Origin of the sequence: Paenibacillus sp. V4I3, from assembly GCF_030817215.1 — a bacterium.
Classification (GTDB): Bacteria; Bacillota; Bacilli; order Paenibacillales; family NBRC-103111; genus Paenibacillus_E.
This window is the reverse complement of the sequence record NZ_JAUSZA010000001.1, coordinates 3,838,375-3,855,696: the sequence shown is the minus strand read 5'-3', so window position 1 is coordinate 3,855,696 and position 17,322 is coordinate 3,838,375. Positions and strand designations below refer to the sequence as shown.

Genomic DNA, 17,322 nt, shown 5'->3' with positions numbered 1-17,322 from the left:
AACCTCATACCTCCATCGTTAATTTGGCCGGAACTAACTTCCTCAGAACCTCGCCGATAATGTCCAATCCCTCTTGAAGTTGCTCATCTGTAATGACCAGCGGCGTGAGGAAACGCAGAACGTTCCCGTGAATTCCTGCACTCAGAACGATGACGCCCGCTTCATAGCAAGCTTTTACACAGCTAGCCACCAGCTCTTTCGAGGGTTTACCTGTCACCGGGTCGACAAACTCTATACCGCACATCGCTCCAAGTCCTCTCACATCAGCAATGTGCAGAACATCTTCTTGCAATGCTAGAAAGAAACTGCGGATTTTATCACCAATGATTTTGGATTTCCCTGGGAGGTCGTCTCGCTCCATCATTTCAATAACAGCCAAAGCAGCCACGCATCCTAACGGGCTCCCTCCGTAGGTGCCCCCGATTTCACCGGGCCCAGGTGCATCCATAATTCCTGCTCTGCCGACCACTGCGCTAATGGGAAGTCCCGCCGCAATCGATTTAGATAACGTCATTAAATCTGGCTCAATACCGAATTGACTAGATGCAAACATCGTACCTGTCCGACCAAAACCTGTCTGAATCTCATCCGCGATAAAAAGAATATCATTCTGCTTACAGATGTTGTATACACCTTGCACAAAAGAAATGGGAGGCACTATAAAACCGCCTTCCCCTTGTACAGGCTCCATAATAACTGCGGCAATCTCTTCTGGGGCCACTTCCGTATATAGGAAATCTTCAAACTGTTTCAGGCAAAAATCGGCGTATTCTTCTTCCGTCATCGATGTAGGACGGTTGAAAGGATACGGGAACGGAGCTTTATAGGTCGCCGGGGCAAAGGGTCCCATGTTAAATTTATATGGCTTTACTTTACTAGTCAGTGACATTCCAAGTAATGTGCGTCCATGAAACCCGCGAGTAAACGAAACAATACCTGTTTTCCCCGTATATTTTCGAGCGATCTTCACCGCATTTTCTACGGCTTCCGCGCCACTGTTAAGAAAAATCGTCTTTTTCTCGAAGTTACCTGGCGTGATTTCATCTAATTTCTTGGCAAGCTGCACGTAAGGTTCATACATCGCAATATGGATGCAAGTATGCAGATATAATTCTGCTTGTTTTTGAATTGCCTCTACAACTTCCGGCGGGCAATGCCCTGCATTTAATGAACCGATTGCACCAACAAAATCCAAAAACACATTGCCGTCTACGTCGTGCAATAAAGCCCCTTCTGCCTTTTCAACAAAAATAGGCGTATTATTGCTAACCCCTTTAGGTACATATCTTTTTCTTTGCTCAAGCAGTTCCAGTGATTTAACTCCTGGTACTGAACTTGCGATAGATACAAATTGTCGATTATTAGTGCTCATGTTAAGCATCCTCCTTATTAACAACGCTGAAATTAGCATATATATATACTACCTAGCAATATTGATGCCACTGAGTAGTAAATCTAAGCTCACGTTATAACAGCCAATCCGATAAGATACTAGTAACGAGTCGAAGATGTGCGGTGTAGCAACACCTGCGGATGCTGCATTAATGATGCATCTGGGATCGGAAGGCGTCTTCGTCGGTTTCGGCATTTTTAAATCCGAAAGTCCAGAGAAATTTGCTCGCGCCATTGTCACAACGACTACCCATTACACAGACTATGCATTGATAGCCTCCGTATCCAAAAATTTAGGCACCGCCATGAAAGGAATTGAGCTTTCTACCTTACAACAAAGTGAACTTATGACTCAGCGCGGTTGGTAATAGTGTTGTTGGTAATTGGATGACTCCTTTCATATTTCTACGCTACAGTAACTGTATAAATTCATAGTTATGACGGTCCGTGAAGAACACGCCGCTTTCCTTTTCAGCATTTGCTGCTTGGGGAGCGGTTTTATTTTTTGTATGGGGGGTGCCATGATTGGGTTTTGATATCGCATATAACGTAAAGAACGGCCGCGCATGTGTGAGCAGCTTCTCTTTTTACGTCAATACTTAGCATCATCGGCACCTCATTAAATGTAGTTTTTCTTTATATCTTTATATATCAGCAAGAACAGTGCCAATGCGTAACATCGAAGGCGGATGAAGATTAACTTCCATATGAGCGCTTATTCACCCGTTTGATTCTCTTGGGACTGACCAACAAATATGCATTTTTGAATAATGACTACCTTTTGCATAATTTAAAGACAAGAAAAACCCGCCAAGAGAAATTTGAAGTGCACCCTTTAGAATAGACATTGGAAAAACCCTAGGGTTAAACCGATGAAATTCTAGGGGGTGTTTTTTTATGGCTTTGAAAGGGCAAAAGTTTAAGCATTATCCTGAATCACTTAAGATGGAGGCAATTCGTCTTCACACGGTGGAGGGCTGGAGTCAGAGGTCCATTGCTATTCATTTGGGAGTTCAGGATAAAGATCGAATTAAGGTATGGGTGAGGAAGTATCGGGAAGTTGGAGACACCGCATTTAAGGATGGTCGGGGAGATCCAAAACGAACGGAGACCGAACAAGAGCGCGAACTCCGTAGGCTACAATTGGAGGTAGACGTGCTAAAAAAGTGGTTACAAATCTTGAATCAGGAGGTGCATACTGTAAGCACATCGTTGTCGACCAAATGAAGAACAGACAAAGCATAAAAGGATTATGCCAATACCTTGGCATCAGTCGTAGTGGATACTATAGCTATCTGAAAAGAAGCAACCATGATCCTGACGAAGATCTGAAACTGCAAATTACAGCCATATTCGAACGGCGTAACAAGACTGTCGGCTACCGACGCGTACAGGATGAGTTGTACCGCCAGCATGGCCTTGTGGTTAATCACAAGAAGGTATTGCGTTTAATGCAGGAGCTGGGCATTCAGGCTGTTATCCGCCGCAAATATGTTCACCGTACAAGTCAGCAAGCAGCCGTAGAGGATGGCCGAATCGCAGAGAATCTGTTACAACGGAATTTCAATGCAGACGCCCCCAATCTAAAATGGGTAACCGACGTAACCCAGTATCGGGTATTGGATGAAAGAATCTATCTGTCAGCCGTTAAGGATCTCTGGAATAACGAAATCATTGCCTACCATATAAGTAGGAACAACGACAATCCACTTGTTCTAGAGACCTTTAAGAAGGCATTCAAAAAACATAAAGACGTGACTGGATTGATCATTCACAGTGATCAAGGAAGCCAGTACACGTCTCATGCTTATCACGACATGCTGCCACAGGTTGGAGCCCAAATCAGCATGTCACGCCGAGGAAATTGTTATGACAACGCCTCGATAGAAAGCTTCTTCTCTCATCTTAAAGTCGAAGCACTCTATCCCTATGATATACGATCTATTGATGAGGCACAAAGGCGAATCGAGGAATTTATCCAATTTTACAATGAAGATCGTGCTCAACGAAAACTAAACAAGCTGACACCGGTTGAATACCGGCGCCAGCTTGTTGCATAGGGCTTTTTCCAATGTCCACTAAACGGGGTCTTGACCAATTACCTCTGGCGGGTTTTTGCTTACAAAATATTCTTACGCAGTGCAGAAGATAAAATATGCAGCTCTTCTCGATATTTGGTCACCGTTCTGCGTGAAATTCGAATGCCCTCTTCCGATAAGATTTCTACAACCTTTTGATCGGAATAAGGCTGTTTCTTATGTTCCTGTGATATGAGTTCCTTGATTCTTATCTTGATTGTTTTGATAGACGTTAGTTCACCTACATCCGATTGCAGCCCCGAGGAAAAGAAATATTTTAGCTCAAGCACTCCGTAGGGGGTACGAATGTACTTGTTTTGTACCGTCCTACTTATCGTAGATTCATGGAGGTCAAGCTTCTCGGATATCATTTTTAAGGTTAAGGGCTTCATGCCACGTTCGCCAATCTCTAAAAACGCCAGCTGTTCTTCAAAAATAGCCCGAATGACCCGGTACAGAGTCATCTTCCGCTGTTCCAAGCTGCGCACAATCCAATCCGCTGTTTTCCATTTTTCTTTCAGAAAGGAAACTGCTTCTTTACAACCTGCATGCTGGATATGGCTATAATAGTCCTTATTGACTGAGGTCTTGGGAACTGCACCCGCATTCATTTGGATCACGATGTTCCCTTGTTCTTTATAAATGGTAGCATCGGGAGTAATATAAGATTCTTCGATCCAGCCGAAGGCCATACCAGGTCGTGGATTTAAACTGCGAATATACGTGACAATCTCCTTCACTTGTATGAGTGTTACACCTAACTGCAGCGCAATCTTATCCAGCTTCATCTGAGCAAGCTGCGGCATACATTGGTTGACCACTTCAAAAGTGCCATACGGTGCGGCGTGATCCCTAGAAATCTGCAGCAATAAGCATTCCTGTAAATCTCTCGCTCCTACACCCGGCGGATCCAGCGACTGTAGACAAGCTAGCGCTTCTTCGACAGCCTCGCTAGGCTTATTCAAAAACGAGCTTACTTCCGTAATGGAAAGGGGTAAATAACCTTTATCATCTAAATTTCCTGCCAGATAGGCTGCTGTCTGATATAAGGTATCGGAAACTCCTGCTATCCGCAGTTGGCTAAGAAGCCACTGTTCCAAGGTTTCCTCCCTCGCCTTCGCCTTCCATAGCAGATCTGTTATTGACCCCGCCATTTGTGAAGATTTATCCGATTTCAAATAAGAACTTGTGAAAGATTCGATGTCCAGTATGGGGTTTTCCAAGGCTTGCTCTTGGAGGTATTGCGACAACTCATAGCTTGATAATTGCAATATATGAATGGACTGTTGCAGTTCAGGAGTCATCGTTAGCTTCTGGTTCTGTACTTGTGTTAGACTTTGGCCTGTTCTCATACCGGTCCCTCCTTGAGTTCTGCCTTGGCAACACTTTTCGTGGTGAGCATAAGTCACTTTGTTTGAAAACGCTTACGAATATTATAAATCAATTATAGCTCTATTTAAACCCATTTGGCTTATGGAAACGTCCTACAGTTCGCCTACCTAACATCTCCAGACGAATGATGCCGCTTTTTCCACCAAAGTTACTTTTAGCATGCATATCCATAGACTCTCCTTCCTCATACTACCATGTTATAAACACAAATATAGATTTCTTATCTTTTATCTAGCAATAATCGTGCCAATAGAATACAATATCACATAAATGTTGATCCATTGTTAAACACAAAGAAATCTCTCCTTATACGAAAGAGAGATTTCTTTGCATGCGTTGATTGTGGTCCTCAGTATGTCTGCTCAGGCGCTCCCGAGGTGGTACTCATGCATCTGGTGCACGCATTGGATGAAACGGACCGTCTGAGTTTGCGCCCTCATAACGACCGAATGTGTTTCTGCATGACCGCCAAATAGAAATTTAACTCCGCTCAGAAAGTCTCCTGAGGTTACACCGGTTGCAGCGAAATAAATGTCGGATTCGCCTACTAACTCGCTCATTCCAAGCACTTTGGAGGGATCAACAATCCCCATCTCCTTGCACCGCTGTATCTCTTCTTCATTTTCTGGGAGAAGCCGTCCTTGAAATTCGCCTCCCATACAACGTAGTGCAGCCGCGGCGAGTACCCCTTCCGGTGCGCCTCCGGAACCCACGTGTAGATCAATGCCCGTTTCAGGGAAAGCCGCAGCCATAGCACCCGCAACATCGCCATCATTCAGTAAATGAATTTTGACACCTAGCGTCCTTAAAACAAGGATTTTCTCTGCATGCCTTTTGCGATCCAAGATGGAAACGGTCAGCTCTGTTATCTCTTTTTGTAACAGAACAGCGGCCTTTCTAATCGTTAATTCGAGGGGGTCATCCAAATTCAATTTGCCAACCAACCGCGGTCCTACTGCCAGCTTCTCCATATACATATCCGGTGCATGCAGCAGGTTCCCTTTCTCAGCTATGGCTACCACGGAAAGGGCATTGCTCCTGCCGCTAGCTACAATATCGGTACCTTCGAGCGGATCAACAGCCACATCATATTCGGGACCCAACCCATTTCCTACAGACTCACCGATGAACAGCATCGGGGCTTCATCCATCTCACCTTCACCAATGACAACCGTTCCACGGAAAGGAATGGAGCTAAAAATAGAACGCATAGCAGAAGTTGCTGCCTCGTCAGCGCTGTGTTTATTCCCTTTTCCCGTCCAACGTGCGGACGCCAAAGCTGCAGACTCTGTTACTCGTACAATTTCCAGAGACAAATCTCTTTGCATACATCATTCATCCTTTCTATTAGGAAATGTCGGCTTCCTGGCTATCTGTCTGCCAAAATCAGACCAGCCGTTTCTTCAATGGCTTTCTCACTTACATCGATGATCTTACAACCAAGCTCACGATATAATTTCATTGCGAATGCCAGCTCTTCTTCGACTCGCTCCCCTGTCGCATATTTAGCGCCAAAAGGTAGTCCAACCGCTTTCAGACGTTCCGTACGAATACGTACCAGATGTTCAGGACTCATCGTCAAACCAATCAATCTACTCGGGTCTAGCTCATATATAATTGCAGGCGGCTTTACCTCAGGAACAAGCGGGTAATTCGCCACCTTATAGCCTTTGTGCGCCAAATAAATGCTGAGTGGCGTTTTGGAGGTTCGGGAAGGTCCAATTAAAACAATCTGCGCTTGCTTCATAGCGCTTGGGTCCTTGCCATCGTCACTGTTTACAGTGAACTCGACCGCTTCCACTCGCTGGTAATATTGTTCATCCAGCTGATAAAGCAGACCGACTTTCCGCTTCGGAGAACCCTTAAAGGTATCTATGAAAGCCTGCATCATGGGTCCCATGATATCAATGGCATTTACACTTAAACGTATGGCTTCCTGCCGCATCATCTCTCTAAGTTCAGGTAGTACTAGCGTATAAGCAATGAACCCATCCACTTTCGCTGCCTCTTCTACTAAAGCACGTACTTCATCTTCCGTTCGGATAGATCCGAAACGCCTGACTTGCACTTGGCTTGCATTAAATTGGCGGATCGTTGCTTGTACGACAGTATTCGCCGTTTCCCCCACTGAATCCGAACAAACGAAAATCGTATAAATCTTCTCTCCCACTTACACTCCCCCTGATTAAGTCCCCAGCGCTACATCAAGCAGCAATTTGGTCATTGTTGTTTTCGTAATTCGGCCAACCACTTCACCTGGCTCTTGATCAGCCTCACTCTTAACCACAGGCAGCCCATCCACTTGATGATGAATCATTTTCCGCGCTGCTTCTAATACACTGTCTTCCGGGTTTACCGTCACAACATTCGGATGCCTTGTCATGACTAGTGAAACGGGCATCGTATTTGCCGTCGCCTGCCCAAGCGTCACCTTTAGCAAGTCCTTCCGTGTAACAATACCTGCTAAAGCCCCCTGCAAATTCACAATTATCAAGCTTCCTACATTTTCGAGAAAAAGAGTTACTACAGCATCGCTTACGGTGACGGTTTCCCTTAGAACAATAGGGATTCCCATAACATCCTTTACTCTTACAGCTTCTATATGCTTGAATGGTGAATCTACTTCAAGAGCAGCTGTTCCTAGGAAATATCCAACCTTTGGCTTAGCATCAATATGGCGAAGCATAACCAAAACAGCAAGATCGGAACGAATGGTCGGACGGCTAATTCCAAGCAATTCAGCAATTCGCTCCCCTGTAATGGGTGCATGCTTTTTGACGAGATCAATAATTTCCATCTGTCGGGATGTAAGCTCGATGAGGTTTCCCTCCCTTCATAATACATGTCCTATCTATTCTAACTCATCTAGACCTCGTTTCAAATCTTAGGTCCAGCAGTGATGATTCGTTCATCGACATCCGCGAATTTTTGGAAGTTGTGGATAAAACGCTGCGCTAATTCCTTCGCCTTGGCGTCATATTGACTTTGATCTTGCCAAGTGTTCCTTGGCAGCAAGAGCTCGCTCGGGACCCCTGGTACCGCATCAGGACATAACAGACCGAAGAAAGGTACTTCTGTGAAAGTCGTCTTCTCCAAGCTGCCATTTAGAGCAGCTGTAACCATCGCTCTTGTATAGACTAAGTTCATCCGTTTGCCTTCGCCGTAAGAACCGCCAACCCAACCTGTATTAATGAGGTACACATTGGCTTTATGTTCTTCAATCTTACGCCCCAGCATTTGTGCATAAACGTTAGGACGAAGCGGCAGGAAAGGCGCCCCGAAACAAGTAGAGAATGTGGCTTCCGGTTCCGTAACTCCGCGTTCCGTACCTGCGAGCTTTGACGTGTAGCCAGACAAGAAGTGGTACATCGCTTGTTCTTTCGTCAGCTTGGATATGGGAGGCAGAACTCCGGAAGCATCTGCCGTCAAGAACATGATGACATCAGGATGACCAGCGGTTCCAGGAATCTTAACTCCTGGGATATACTCCAACGGATAGGCTGCACGTGTATTCTCCGTGATCTGCGTATTGCCGTAATCGGCAACGCCACTCGTTGGATCAATCACCACATTCTCCAAAACAGTGCCGAATCGGATGGCCTGCCAAATCTGCGGTTCCTTCTCCTCGGTAAGGCCAGCGCATTTTGCGTAGCAGCCTCCCTCGAAATTAAACACACCCGTCTCTGACCAGCCGTGTTCATCATCGCCAATGAGACGGCGATTCGGGTCAGCCGAAAGTGTCGTTTTCCCCGTGCCAGATAACCCGAAGAACAAGGCTACATTTCCTTCTTCACTAACATTGGCCGAGCAATGCATAGGTAGAACATCTTGACCAGGCAAGATATAATTCATAACGCTGAAAATGGATTTCTTCATTTCACCCGCGTACTCCGTACCACCAATCAGTACGATCTTTTTCTCCATGGAGAGACAGATGAAAGTTTCTGACCTGGTACCGTCAGTGAGTGGATCGGCTTTTAACCCCGGCAGAGCAATGACTGTGAACTCAGGCTTATGTGCCATCAGTTCAATCTTACTCGGACGAATAAACAGTTGTCGGGCGAACAAATTGTGCCAAGCATACTCATTGACAACTCGAATCGGCAGCCTGTATGCCAAATCTGCTCCTGCAAAACCATCAAAGATGAATAATTCTTTCGTCGCCATGTAGTCTTGCGCTTTTTGATACAGCCGCTCGAATTGCTGCTCCGACATCGGCTGATTCACAGCTCCCCAATCGATATGATCAGTTACTGAAGCCTCATTTACAATGTATTTGTCCTTGGGAGAACGCCCTGTATACTTACCAGTGTTCACTTGAAGCGCTCCGGAAGATGCGAAAGATCCTTCTTTGCGCTCGATGCTCATTCTCATTAGCTCTGACACTGACAAATTATTGTGGGTGGCACCTGCTCTTAGCTGTTCAACCTTTAGTTCTATGCTCATTCTCCCATTCCTCTCTTCAATAAGGCTTATTTATATAGTGTGTTCTATTTATTATATAGTGTACATTATATAACGAAATAAGTGAATATAATATTGTTTATAGCACATAAAATATTTTTTTATCACTATTCGACACAAATAATACACAATAATACGAAAAAACCCCCTTTCACTCCATCTGAAGGAATGAAAAGAGAGTCCTGTAAGAAGATGCTTAATAAATTACTGAAAAAAAACAATGCCCATAACACCCGCAAATACGATGACCATAAAAGGATGCAGCTTATATTTAATAATTGCCAGAAAGGCACCTACCGCAATAAGCACCGTCGCAATTTGGTCCCATGATATTTGGTACTTCACTGAACCTAACCCCGACCACCCGAAGTGTATCGCTGCAAAAATGATAAAGCCTGTTACGACTCGGTTTCAAACCATAGAAAGAAGATTTAAACCATTTATTCGCGTGCCATTTATACAAGAAAGCGGCTAATACAATAATAAGGATGAGTGAAGGCAGCACCATTCCTAGCGTAGCTGCAATAGCACCAGGTACACCGGCTGTATGAAAACCGATTAAAGTGGCACTATTCGTTGCTATAGGCCCGGGTCCAGTACCAGCTAAGGATATAACGTTATTAAAATCATCTGAAGTGAGCCATTGATGCCTCTCCACCTCGCGCTGGATAACAGGTATCATGGCGTAACCGCCACCGAAGGAGATAATGCCAATTTTAAAAAAAGTAATAAACAAACTTAAGAGCATAATCCACCTCATTCCTCAAATCCCGTCTGCGAAGTAAAAGTCGGCAGTACGATTGCTTTTGTCCCCTGACATAGAGTCCTCTTGCTTCTTGATCGGGTTCTTCATTCCCCAGCGTTGTTTCAGGAAAACAACGGCAATCCCGACCAATAGACCGAATATAATCATTAAAATAGGTGAAATCGGTAGGAAGAGCAGCAGAAGAACGGTGCAAACTGTGGCTATTAGCGTCATTTTATCTATAATTGAGGATTTCGCCATTTTGTAAGCAGCGGCAGCGATCAATCCTACAATAGCGGCATGGATACCTTCCATAATGGCTTGCATTTTGGGATAACCTTGAAGAAATGAGTAAATGATACTCAGGAGTATCACAATAAAAAAAGTAGGAAGCGTAATGCCGATGACGGCTGCTACTGCTCCTCTTATTCCTGCCAAATGATACCCTACTAAAGCTGATACATTAACGCCTACACCGCCTGGAGCGGCACCTGAAATAGCAAGCAGTTCCGACATCTCATCGTCGGTCATCCACTTGTTCGTAACGACAACTTCTCTTTGGATAGCAGGTAGCATGGCATAACCACCACCGAATGTAAGTGGACTGATACGAAGAAACGTCCAAAAAATACGTAGTAAATGACGAAAGTTATTCATCGGCATGTTGGCTGACCTCCCCTGCACTTAATTCTATTTTGAACTAAAGATCACTTATTGTCCAATCAAAAGATTTAATCTTTTCTCTCATTATCTCTTATAATGTAGGATGTACGTCCAATTCAATCCCGATCATCCCGATTATCCCGATTATTACGCTAAGTTTAATATATTTTGGTTGAAAGATAGGCTTCAGACGCTATCGGCACTATTAATCTCCTCCACCGCAATCATGCACATTTGAAGAAAATAGATAAAAACAAAAAACTGCGTTCTCTACGGTTGTAGGGGACGCAGTTTTTTGGCACTCCAGTGCTATTTCAATTTCATCGTACAAAGACTAGTAGCTATCCCGCCTGCGGTAATTGTAAGGATGGAGAGCAGAAATGTTTCAGCCGAAAGCAGTAGTCCTCCAAGGCAGATAATCATACCATCGATTATAAAAATAATTATTCCCACATTTATAGGAACCCACTTTGAAAAATATTGAGCCAGCAAATCCGTCCCTCCGGTACTGGTTTCATAACGCAGCATAATTCCTATTCCAGTACCCACAATAAATCCGCCGATCAAGGAACTGCTGAATGCTGTTAAATCCACATAATATAAGAAAAGATCACGGTATGGCACTAAAAAATCGATAACGAATGAAGAAAAAAACAACCCATAAATGCTGTTGTAAAACATGTCACTGTAATGGAACCATACCAATATAAAAATAGGAATGCTGCACAAAAACATAATAAGTCCCACTTTGAGTCCAAACAAATAATTGATAATAAGGGCAATTCCAATGAGCCCGCCATCTAGTACCTTAAAAGGCATCAGAAAAAAATTAATACCCATTGAGATCAGTAAACTTCCCAAAATGATTACAACGTGTTTTTGTAACGAAGGCAAACAAACCAGCTCCTGTAAAAGGCTTGTCTGATTCATATGCTGGTAACAGAAATAAAAGAATCTTATCTTTTGCAATGCCAAACACGGCTAGCGCCCGTTCCTTGGACAATTCAGAACATACTGGACGAGCCCTGCCCGAAAACGAGCAGGCAGCCAGTAAAAATGCCGGCTGCCTGCTCATAAAATATTTCCATCCCTAATAAGAAATTATTTGGCGTTAGGAAAAACTCTAGATACCATCTCACTAAACTGTTCAACAAAACCTGCAACAGGTCTTCCTTGTTGAACATCAAGTACATAAGTATTGAAGCGGTTCGCCAAATCTGGATTTGTTGAGACGTAAACATTCTGGATATTCGGATCCGTTGATCTGACTTGATTTGCAATTTGGTCTTCTATATCCCGTGTTAATGGTTGGTCGTTTTTTAGCACAGCTGCAACATAGGCATTTCTTTTGGTTACCAGCACATTTGCTTGTTTTACGCTGTCTTGCTTTGCAATTTTAGCTGCCGCTTCATTCGCTATTTGGATGCGATTATCTTCATTACTTGTTTGTTGAACCTGTTGCTGTTTGATTGGTGTACCTTGCTGTTTAACGTTATTTGGGTTAGCTGTACATCCTGACATAAATATAGACATGGTCGCTACAGTTAAAACTAAAAATTTTTGGGAACCTTTGGTTACAAGCATCTTATTACGCCCCTTTTGTATATATGTGATTGTGTTTAGTATGCTTTACCAATCATAATCATATTCATTTCAATCATTTGAAGAAAATCGATTCATGTAAAAAACCTAGCGGAAGCTCCGCTAGGTTTTGGCTATCTCTATTCTTGCGCCTTTCATTTGCTGCTTCTTAATTGCATAATTCGTGATATATACCCCAACCACGATCCATATAGCCCCTAAAAGATGATACATCCTTAACGCTTCCCCGGTAAAAGCAGTTGCAAAAATGGCACTGAACATCGGAATCAAATTCAGAAAACCCGCACAACGCTGAGGCCCAGCAAGCTCAATGGCTCGATTCCAGCTCAAGAAAGCAACAATCGAAGCAAACAAACCAATATAAATAAGACCTGTTACAAGAGGCGGACTCCAATCAAACGTGCGGCGATTTTAGCGCCCATTCCACTGCCGAAAGCGGAAGCAGCAGCACTAAGGCCACAGTCATTTGAATCAGTAAAAAAGGACTGGATGGGAATCGCCCTGACATCTTTTTCATACCCACCGAATATAGAGCCCAGCACAGAACGGCCACTAGCATGAACAGGTCGCCTTTGTTAAAGGAAAGACTCAACAGCGCGGACACACTCCCCCGACTAATAATCCAGCTCACACCAGCCATGGACACCAAAATTCCAGGTAAAGCCGACCAAGCGAAGCGCTCTTTCATAACTAACCAGGTTAAAAGTACAACCATGATGGGTGTGGCCGAATTCATTAACGATGCATTAATCGAACCCGTATATTGGACTGCCACATAGGTTAACGTATTGAATCCTGCCACACCGGTTGCGGACAGAAAAAGGATCATTTTCCAGCTGCGGAGAAATTCAGTTCTTAGCTGCCAAGCCTGCCTACCGAAGAAAGGAAGAAGACAAATAAAAGCAATGCTCCAACGTAATGCAGCCAGCGTAATCGGCGGAATGTGAAGAACAAGCGCCTTGCCAGCAACAAAATTTCCTCCCCATATACATGTGGCGAGAACTAGCAGAATGTAGGGGGAATGTTTGATCATATAGATTCGAGCTCCTTTTTTGAATAACTCTTGGTTCATTCACTTAATCACATATTCATTTATCATGATAACATATGATTCAACCTACAAGGTGATGTATGGAAAATAAGACTCTTGATTGGGATCGTTTCCGTGAAGTCGAATAGCGAATTCGAAAAAGAAACATAATAAAGGATGGAAATATTGGGCAATCCTGAATCACAGCGAGGAAGGAGATCGATAAGCATGAACGGAGACTTGAAGAGTGAAAATAGTCTGCTAGAGCAAACATTGCAATTGCTCTGCGATTGCTCGGATTTATCTCATCTGCATCTCCCGATACAGCAAATCGATATCATTTATTTCAGTCACCTTGTCAGCTCAGAGGCTTTAAGAAAAGATGCCGTAGAGCCTTTCAGTGACAAAGATGCCGATATGGTCGCTATCCTGAGCCAATCATCCTATAAACATAAGCCGCAAGCAAGCGAACTCGTTACTGGCATTTTGGCTGGAAATATCGCTATTTACTTTAAAAATAGAGGCTACTTACACGAAGCTTACGCGCCTGAATCTCGATCCATTCAAAATTCAGAGACAGAAAGCGTCATTAATGGTCCCATGGACTCATTTACTGAATCGCTAAGTACAAATTTGTCTTTGATACGGAGGCGCATCAAGGATTCTGGATTAAAAGCGATCACCTTCACAATCGGTACTAGAACAGGAACGACGATGGTTCTTCTTTACTTGGAGGAACTTGCAGAACCCACACATGTGCAGCAGTTAAGCGAAATGATTGACAAACTTAATATCCAAGCGATCTATGATACAAATACACTCGTGCAATACTTAAGTCCTGACAAACTATCGATCTTCCCACAATTCCTTACAAGCGCCCGACCTGATCATATAGCAGACAAGCTAACGAGCGGTAAAGTGATCGGGCTGCTAGACGGGAGTCCGATAGCTTTCAGCGCACCAACCTCGTTTATTGAATTTTTCTCATCGCCAGACGATTATTATCAACCATGGGCTGTTGCCTCTGCGGTTCGTATTCTACGCTTCATTGCCTTATTCATCACACTTTGCTTCACTGCATTTTATGTATCTTTAGTTACTTATCATTATGAAATGATTCCACCAACCCTGCTGTTAAACTTAATGGAGTCTCGCAATAAAGTGCCATTCTCGCCTCTTTTAGAGGCCATTGTCATGGAAATGACCATCGAGCTGCTTCGTGAAGCAGGCGCACGTTTACCTACCAAAATCGGTCCGACCATCGGTACCGTTGGCGGGATCGTCATCGGACAAGCAGCCGTTCAGGCTGGCATTACAAGCAATATCCTCATTATCTCGGTAGCTATTTCGGCAATCGCCTCATTCGTCATACCAAGCTATATTATGAGCTCTTCCATCCGCTTGCTGCGATTTGTGATCATTTTGATGGCTGGCCTCCTCGGAAATTTCGGCCTGGTGTGTGGACTCAGCTTTATTATGATTCAACTTTCTGGGCTTAACATGTTAGGCATATCTTATTTATACCCAATTGCACCGTCGAAACCAAGTCGTTGGATAGAACTTATTATCCGAGCACCCATACAAATTTTGACCAAACTCAAAAAGCCTCCCACCAATAATCCGAACGAATGAAGGAGACACTCATGCGTGCTAAGCTTCCATTTTATCAGACCACCATTTTGGCAAACTTCGCTCAAACTGGCGTTGTCCTATTCAGCCTTCCTCGGCTACTATCTGAGAATATTGGTACAAATGGGTGGGTAGCTTTACTTATCTGTTCTTCCGTTGCCGCTTTCAATATACTGCTAATTTCATTTGTTTATCGGTTAAGTAGAGGGAAAACTATTTTCGAAATTTCACAATCTGCTTTACCGAAATTCATTTTAGTTCCTTTTTTCGGGGTTCTAGCTGGATTATGGGCAATTCTAGGCAGCTTGGTTGGTAAAGAATATATTTTAATTCTAAAATCGTTATCATTCCCCTCGCTCCACCCCGCCTATTTGTATATTTTGTTCGAAATTCTTGTTTTCTTACTTTTAACTAAGGGCATTATGAGTATCTCCAGTACCGCGGTTCTTGCTTTTTATGTCACTATTTGGAATATTTTGCTATTGTCTTATGCCTATGAAGATTTTGATCTATCGCGAATGACTACCTTCTGGTTTAAGGATGCCACTCACTCATTCAAAGGATGGATTGAGGTTTACATAGCTTTTCTGGGTTATGAACTTTGTCTTTTGTTATTTCCTTATACCAATGAAAAAACACACTTAATCCGTGCTTTTCAAATTGCAAATCTAATCACCACATTCACTTATACGTTAACTGCATTTGTTTCCTTTGGCTTTTTCAGCCTGCATCAACTTCAGCATATGAAGTATCCTATACTCAATATGTTCTCGTATGTGGAACTCCCCTTTGTGAAACGAATCGATGATCTGTTGTTTAATATCACTTTGTTTCGAGTTCTCATTACGAATACCCTATACGCTTGGGCAGCTATTGAAACGATAAAATGGCTCCTGCCTGCTTCAAACAAGCAGTGGATCCCTTATGTTATTTTTGCAATTTTCCCATTAGCCGCCTTGTTTGTCATACCTTCAGCGCTTGAAAAGACAGAACATTGGTTAGGTTTGTTTGGATTATCTGAAGCTGGGGTTGCTTTCTTGCTGCCGATCTTTCTATTGGTAGTCCTGTTAATTAACAAATATCGAGGGCGGAATTATGCGTAGCTGGGTTATGGTTGTCGTACTATTGTGTCTCACCGGTTGTGTCGAACAAAATCGCATTGAGAAATTAGGCATGTCTGATGCCGTTGCTATGGACACCGTGTATGAAGAGAATGGAAAACCTTCTGAAACGGAAGTGTCTATTGCTATCTCCATCCCGTCAGCTGGAACTCTGGACAAACAGCAAGCAGACATTTTACAAACCATAGCTGAATCCCCTAAAGATGGGCGGAGCAAATTGTCCCGTAAAATTGACAAAGTCCTTGTTTCAGGGCAGTTGAGAAGTATGGTGTTCGGGAAAGACTTGGCTAAACAGGGGATTTGGAAGGAACTTGATTCCTATCGCCGCGATTATACCGTTGGAGAAAAGCTGAAAATTGTCGTAGTTAACGGCAGTGCTGTAGACATGTTGACCCATAAATATGCTCAAATACGATCCGTCGGAAATCATATTGATCAGTTATTAACCCAAGAGGCCAAAATCCATGAGGTTCCTGACGTATCTCTCTACAGTTTCGTACGTGACTATTATGACGATGGTACTGATCCAATCGCTCCTATGCTTGTCGTGAACGGTGATAATGTTGAAATCGACGGGATTGCCCTTTTCAAGAAAGATCGTTACATGGGCAAAATCAGTGCAGAACAAACCGTCATGTTTTCTATTCTTAATAAAAGCCTAAAAATGGGTGAGTTCGATATTACTTTCATGGATCGTTCATCGGGACAGAAAGAAAGTGCGATGATTAGTTCAATCGCGAGCAAAAGAGAAGTGATTGTAAACAAACAGGAACGTGCAAGGACCGTTCCCCAAGTCGTTATCCGTATTCGCTTAAGCGGCATTATTTTGGAATATACAGGAAAATCGACATTCAAAAAAGCGGAAGAGCAAAAAAATTTGGATCAGGATTTGTCTGAAGCCATTCGCGAACAATTACAAACGATAGTTAGCCATGTGCAGCGCAGCGGCGGGGATAACTTGGGTATTGGCACTTACGTCCGTAACAGTATGAGTTATGAGAAATGGAACAATTTGAATTGGAAATCCATTTACCCCCGTGCCGATATCCGAGTAGAAGTTGATACCACAATTCGTGATTACGGTATGATTCGATAGCTTTTTAACTTGAAAGCTGCTTGAACTGTTCCTGGCTCTTTTAACGTTAATATTCCTGTGCTAGAATCAGAGGAATGGCTTAACGAGACAAGGAGCACGGAGGTGAAAAG

17 protein-coding genes and 2 pseudogenes are annotated in these 17,322 nt (G+C 43.4%); 6 read left to right on the top strand and 13 right to left on the bottom strand.

Annotated features, from left to right (window positions below; genetic code table 11):
- Positions 1-4: 4 nt before the first annotated feature.
- Positions 5-1,372: a 4-aminobutyrate--2-oxoglutarate transaminase gene (gabT, locus tag QFZ77_RS17605; protein ID WP_307441435.1), complete on the bottom strand. Its 1,368-nt coding sequence runs from the start codon at positions 1,370-1,372 to the stop codon at positions 5-7.
- Positions 1,373-1,514: 142 nt separating this feature from the next.
- Between gabT and QFZ77_RS17600 the strand changes: the two are divergent.
- The 3 genes and pseudogenes from QFZ77_RS17600 to QFZ77_RS17590 all read left to right on the top strand — a co-directional run.
- Positions 1,515-1,760, top strand: a pseudogene (locus QFZ77_RS17600) (pyridoxal 5'-phosphate synthase lyase subunit PdxS); the annotation flags it as partial.
- A gap of 529 nt (positions 1,761-2,289) precedes the next feature.
- Positions 2,290-2,619 (top strand): helix-turn-helix domain-containing protein, encoded by a 330-nt coding sequence (locus QFZ77_RS17595; protein WP_307434631.1) that lies wholly within the window; start codon positions 2,290-2,292, stop codon positions 2,617-2,619.
- Positions 2,616-3,452 carry an IS3 family transposase gene (locus QFZ77_RS17590; protein ID WP_307434634.1) on the top strand — a complete coding sequence of 279 codons (837 nt, stop codon included), beginning with the start codon at positions 2,616-2,618 and terminating at the stop codon, positions 3,450-3,452. The genes QFZ77_RS17595 and QFZ77_RS17590 overlap by 4 nt, the downstream gene beginning before the upstream one ends.
- Before the next feature lie 59 nt (positions 3,453-3,511).
- Here the strand turns inward: QFZ77_RS17590 and rpoN are convergent, their stop codons facing one another.
- The 12 genes and pseudogenes from rpoN to QFZ77_RS17530 form a co-directional block, all read right to left on the bottom strand.
- Positions 3,512-4,822 (bottom strand): RNA polymerase factor sigma-54, encoded by a 1,311-nt coding sequence (gene rpoN / locus QFZ77_RS17585; RefSeq protein WP_307441433.1) that lies wholly within the window; start codon positions 4,820-4,822, stop codon positions 3,512-3,514.
- A 402-nt stretch (positions 4,823-5,224) separates the two neighbouring features.
- Complete coding sequence (gene glpX / locus QFZ77_RS17580) at positions 5,225-6,190, bottom strand: class II fructose-bisphosphatase (protein ID WP_307441431.1); 966 nt, start codon at positions 6,188-6,190, stop codon at positions 5,225-5,227.
- 41 nt (positions 6,191-6,231) lie between these two features.
- Positions 6,232-7,032: a pyruvate, water dikinase regulatory protein gene (locus QFZ77_RS17575; protein WP_307441429.1), complete on the bottom strand. Its 801-nt coding sequence runs from the start codon at positions 7,030-7,032 to the stop codon at positions 6,232-6,234.
- A 15-nt stretch (positions 7,033-7,047) separates the two neighbouring features.
- Entirely contained in the window at positions 7,048-7,659 is a 612-nt protein-coding gene (locus QFZ77_RS17570) for a helix-turn-helix transcriptional regulator (RefSeq protein ID WP_307441427.1), read from the bottom strand.
- Positions 7,660-7,739: 80 nt separating this feature from the next.
- Complete coding sequence (gene pckA / locus QFZ77_RS17565; RefSeq protein WP_307441426.1) at positions 7,740-9,308, bottom strand: phosphoenolpyruvate carboxykinase (ATP); 1,569 nt, start codon at positions 9,306-9,308, stop codon at positions 7,740-7,742.
- Between the two features lie 289 nt (positions 9,309-9,597).
- Positions 9,598-10,074 carry a chromate transporter gene (locus QFZ77_RS17560; protein WP_307441425.1) on the bottom strand — a complete coding sequence of 159 codons (477 nt, stop codon included), beginning with the start codon at positions 10,072-10,074 and terminating at the stop codon, positions 9,598-9,600.
- A gap of 15 nt (positions 10,075-10,089) precedes the next feature.
- A complete protein-coding gene (locus tag QFZ77_RS17555; RefSeq protein ID WP_307441423.1) occupies positions 10,090-10,734 on the bottom strand; it encodes a chromate transporter in 645 nt (214 codons plus the stop codon).
- 309 nt (positions 10,735-11,043) lie between these two features.
- A complete protein-coding gene (locus tag QFZ77_RS17550) occupies positions 11,044-11,574 on the bottom strand; it encodes a YitT family protein (protein ID WP_307441421.1) in 531 nt (176 codons plus the stop codon).
- A complete protein-coding gene (locus QFZ77_RS17545) occupies positions 11,564-11,809 on the bottom strand; it encodes a hypothetical protein (RefSeq protein WP_307441420.1) in 246 nt (81 codons plus the stop codon). Before QFZ77_RS17545 ends, QFZ77_RS17550 begins: the two co-directional genes overlap by 11 nt.
- A 26-nt stretch (positions 11,810-11,835) precedes the next feature.
- A complete protein-coding gene (locus QFZ77_RS17540) occupies positions 11,836-12,318 on the bottom strand; it encodes a YhcN/YlaJ family sporulation lipoprotein (protein ID WP_307441419.1) in 483 nt (160 codons plus the stop codon).
- 237 nt (positions 12,319-12,555) lie between these two features.
- Positions 12,556-12,666: pseudogene (locus tag QFZ77_RS17535) on the bottom strand (DMT family transporter); the annotation flags it as partial.
- 64 nt (positions 12,667-12,730) lie between these two features.
- The gene (locus QFZ77_RS17530) at positions 12,731-13,369 is read right to left on the bottom strand and encodes a DMT family transporter (protein WP_307441417.1); all 639 of its coding nucleotides are present in this window, start codon (positions 13,367-13,369) and stop codon (positions 12,731-12,733) included.
- 225 nt (positions 13,370-13,594) lie between these two features.
- Between QFZ77_RS17530 and QFZ77_RS17525 the strand changes: the two genes are divergently transcribed.
- Genes QFZ77_RS17525 through QFZ77_RS17515 form a run of 3 tightly spaced genes read left to right on the top strand, consistent with a single transcriptional unit; the run spans position 13,595 to position 17,212 of the window.
- Positions 13,595-14,998 (top strand): spore germination protein, encoded by a 1,404-nt coding sequence (locus tag QFZ77_RS17525; protein WP_307441416.1) that lies wholly within the window; start codon positions 13,595-13,597, stop codon positions 14,996-14,998.
- Positions 14,999-15,009: 11 nt separating this feature from the next.
- Positions 15,010-16,098 carry a GerAB/ArcD/ProY family transporter gene (locus tag QFZ77_RS17520; RefSeq protein WP_307441415.1) on the top strand — a complete coding sequence of 363 codons (1,089 nt, stop codon included), beginning with the start codon at positions 15,010-15,012 and terminating at the stop codon, positions 16,096-16,098.
- A complete protein-coding gene (locus tag QFZ77_RS17515) occupies positions 16,091-17,212 on the top strand; it encodes a Ger(x)C family spore germination protein (RefSeq protein WP_307441413.1) in 1,122 nt (373 codons plus the stop codon). Before QFZ77_RS17520 ends, QFZ77_RS17515 begins: the two co-directional genes overlap by 8 nt.
- Positions 17,213-17,322 lie beyond the last annotated feature (110 nt).

Bases quoted from the DNA above. Each gene is read 5' to 3' on its own strand.
- gabT (WP_307441435.1), bottom strand. From the start codon at position 1,372: ATGAGCACTAATAATCGACAATTTGTATCTATCGCAAGTTCAGTACCA.
- QFZ77_RS17595 (WP_307434631.1), top strand. From the start codon at position 2,290: ATGGCTTTGAAAGGGCAAAAGTTTAAGCATTATCCTGAATCACTTAAG.
- QFZ77_RS17590 (WP_307434634.1), top strand. From the start codon at position 2,616: ATGAAGAACAGACAAAGCATAAAAGGATTATGCCAATACCTTGGCATC.
- rpoN (WP_307441433.1), bottom strand. From the start codon at position 4,822: ATGAGAACAGGCCAAAGTCTAACACAAGTACAGAACCAGAAGCTAACG.
- glpX (WP_307441431.1), bottom strand. From the start codon at position 6,190: ATGCAAAGAGATTTGTCTCTGGAAATTGTACGAGTAACAGAGTCTGCA.
- QFZ77_RS17570 (WP_307441427.1), bottom strand. From the start codon at position 7,659: ATGGAAATTATTGATCTCGTCAAAAAGCATGCACCCATTACAGGGGAG.
- pckA (WP_307441426.1), bottom strand. From the start codon at position 9,308: ATGAGCATAGAACTAAAGGTTGAACAGCTAAGAGCAGGTGCCACCCAC.
- QFZ77_RS17560 (WP_307441425.1), bottom strand. From the start codon at position 10,074: ATGCTCTTAAGTTTGTTTATTACTTTTTTTAAAATTGGCATTATCTCC.
- QFZ77_RS17555 (WP_307441423.1), bottom strand. From the start codon at position 10,734: ATGCCGATGAATAACTTTCGTCATTTACTACGTATTTTTTGGACGTTT.
- QFZ77_RS17550 (WP_307441421.1), bottom strand. From the start codon at position 11,574: ATGGGTATTAATTTTTTTCTGATGCCTTTTAAGGTACTAGATGGCGGG.
- QFZ77_RS17545 (WP_307441420.1), bottom strand. From the start codon at position 11,809: ATGAGCAGGCAGCCGGCATTTTTACTGGCTGCCTGCTCGTTTTCGGGC.
- QFZ77_RS17540 (WP_307441419.1), bottom strand. From the start codon at position 12,318: ATGCTTGTAACCAAAGGTTCCCAAAAATTTTTAGTTTTAACTGTAGCG.
- QFZ77_RS17530 (WP_307441417.1), bottom strand. From the start codon at position 13,369: ATGATCAAACATTCCCCCTACATTCTGCTAGTTCTCGCCACATGTATA.
- QFZ77_RS17525 (WP_307441416.1), top strand. From the start codon at position 13,595: ATGAACGGAGACTTGAAGAGTGAAAATAGTCTGCTAGAGCAAACATTG.
- QFZ77_RS17520 (WP_307441415.1), top strand. From the start codon at position 15,010: ATGCGTGCTAAGCTTCCATTTTATCAGACCACCATTTTGGCAAACTTC.
- QFZ77_RS17515 (WP_307441413.1), top strand. From the start codon at position 16,091: ATGCGTAGCTGGGTTATGGTTGTCGTACTATTGTGTCTCACCGGTTGT.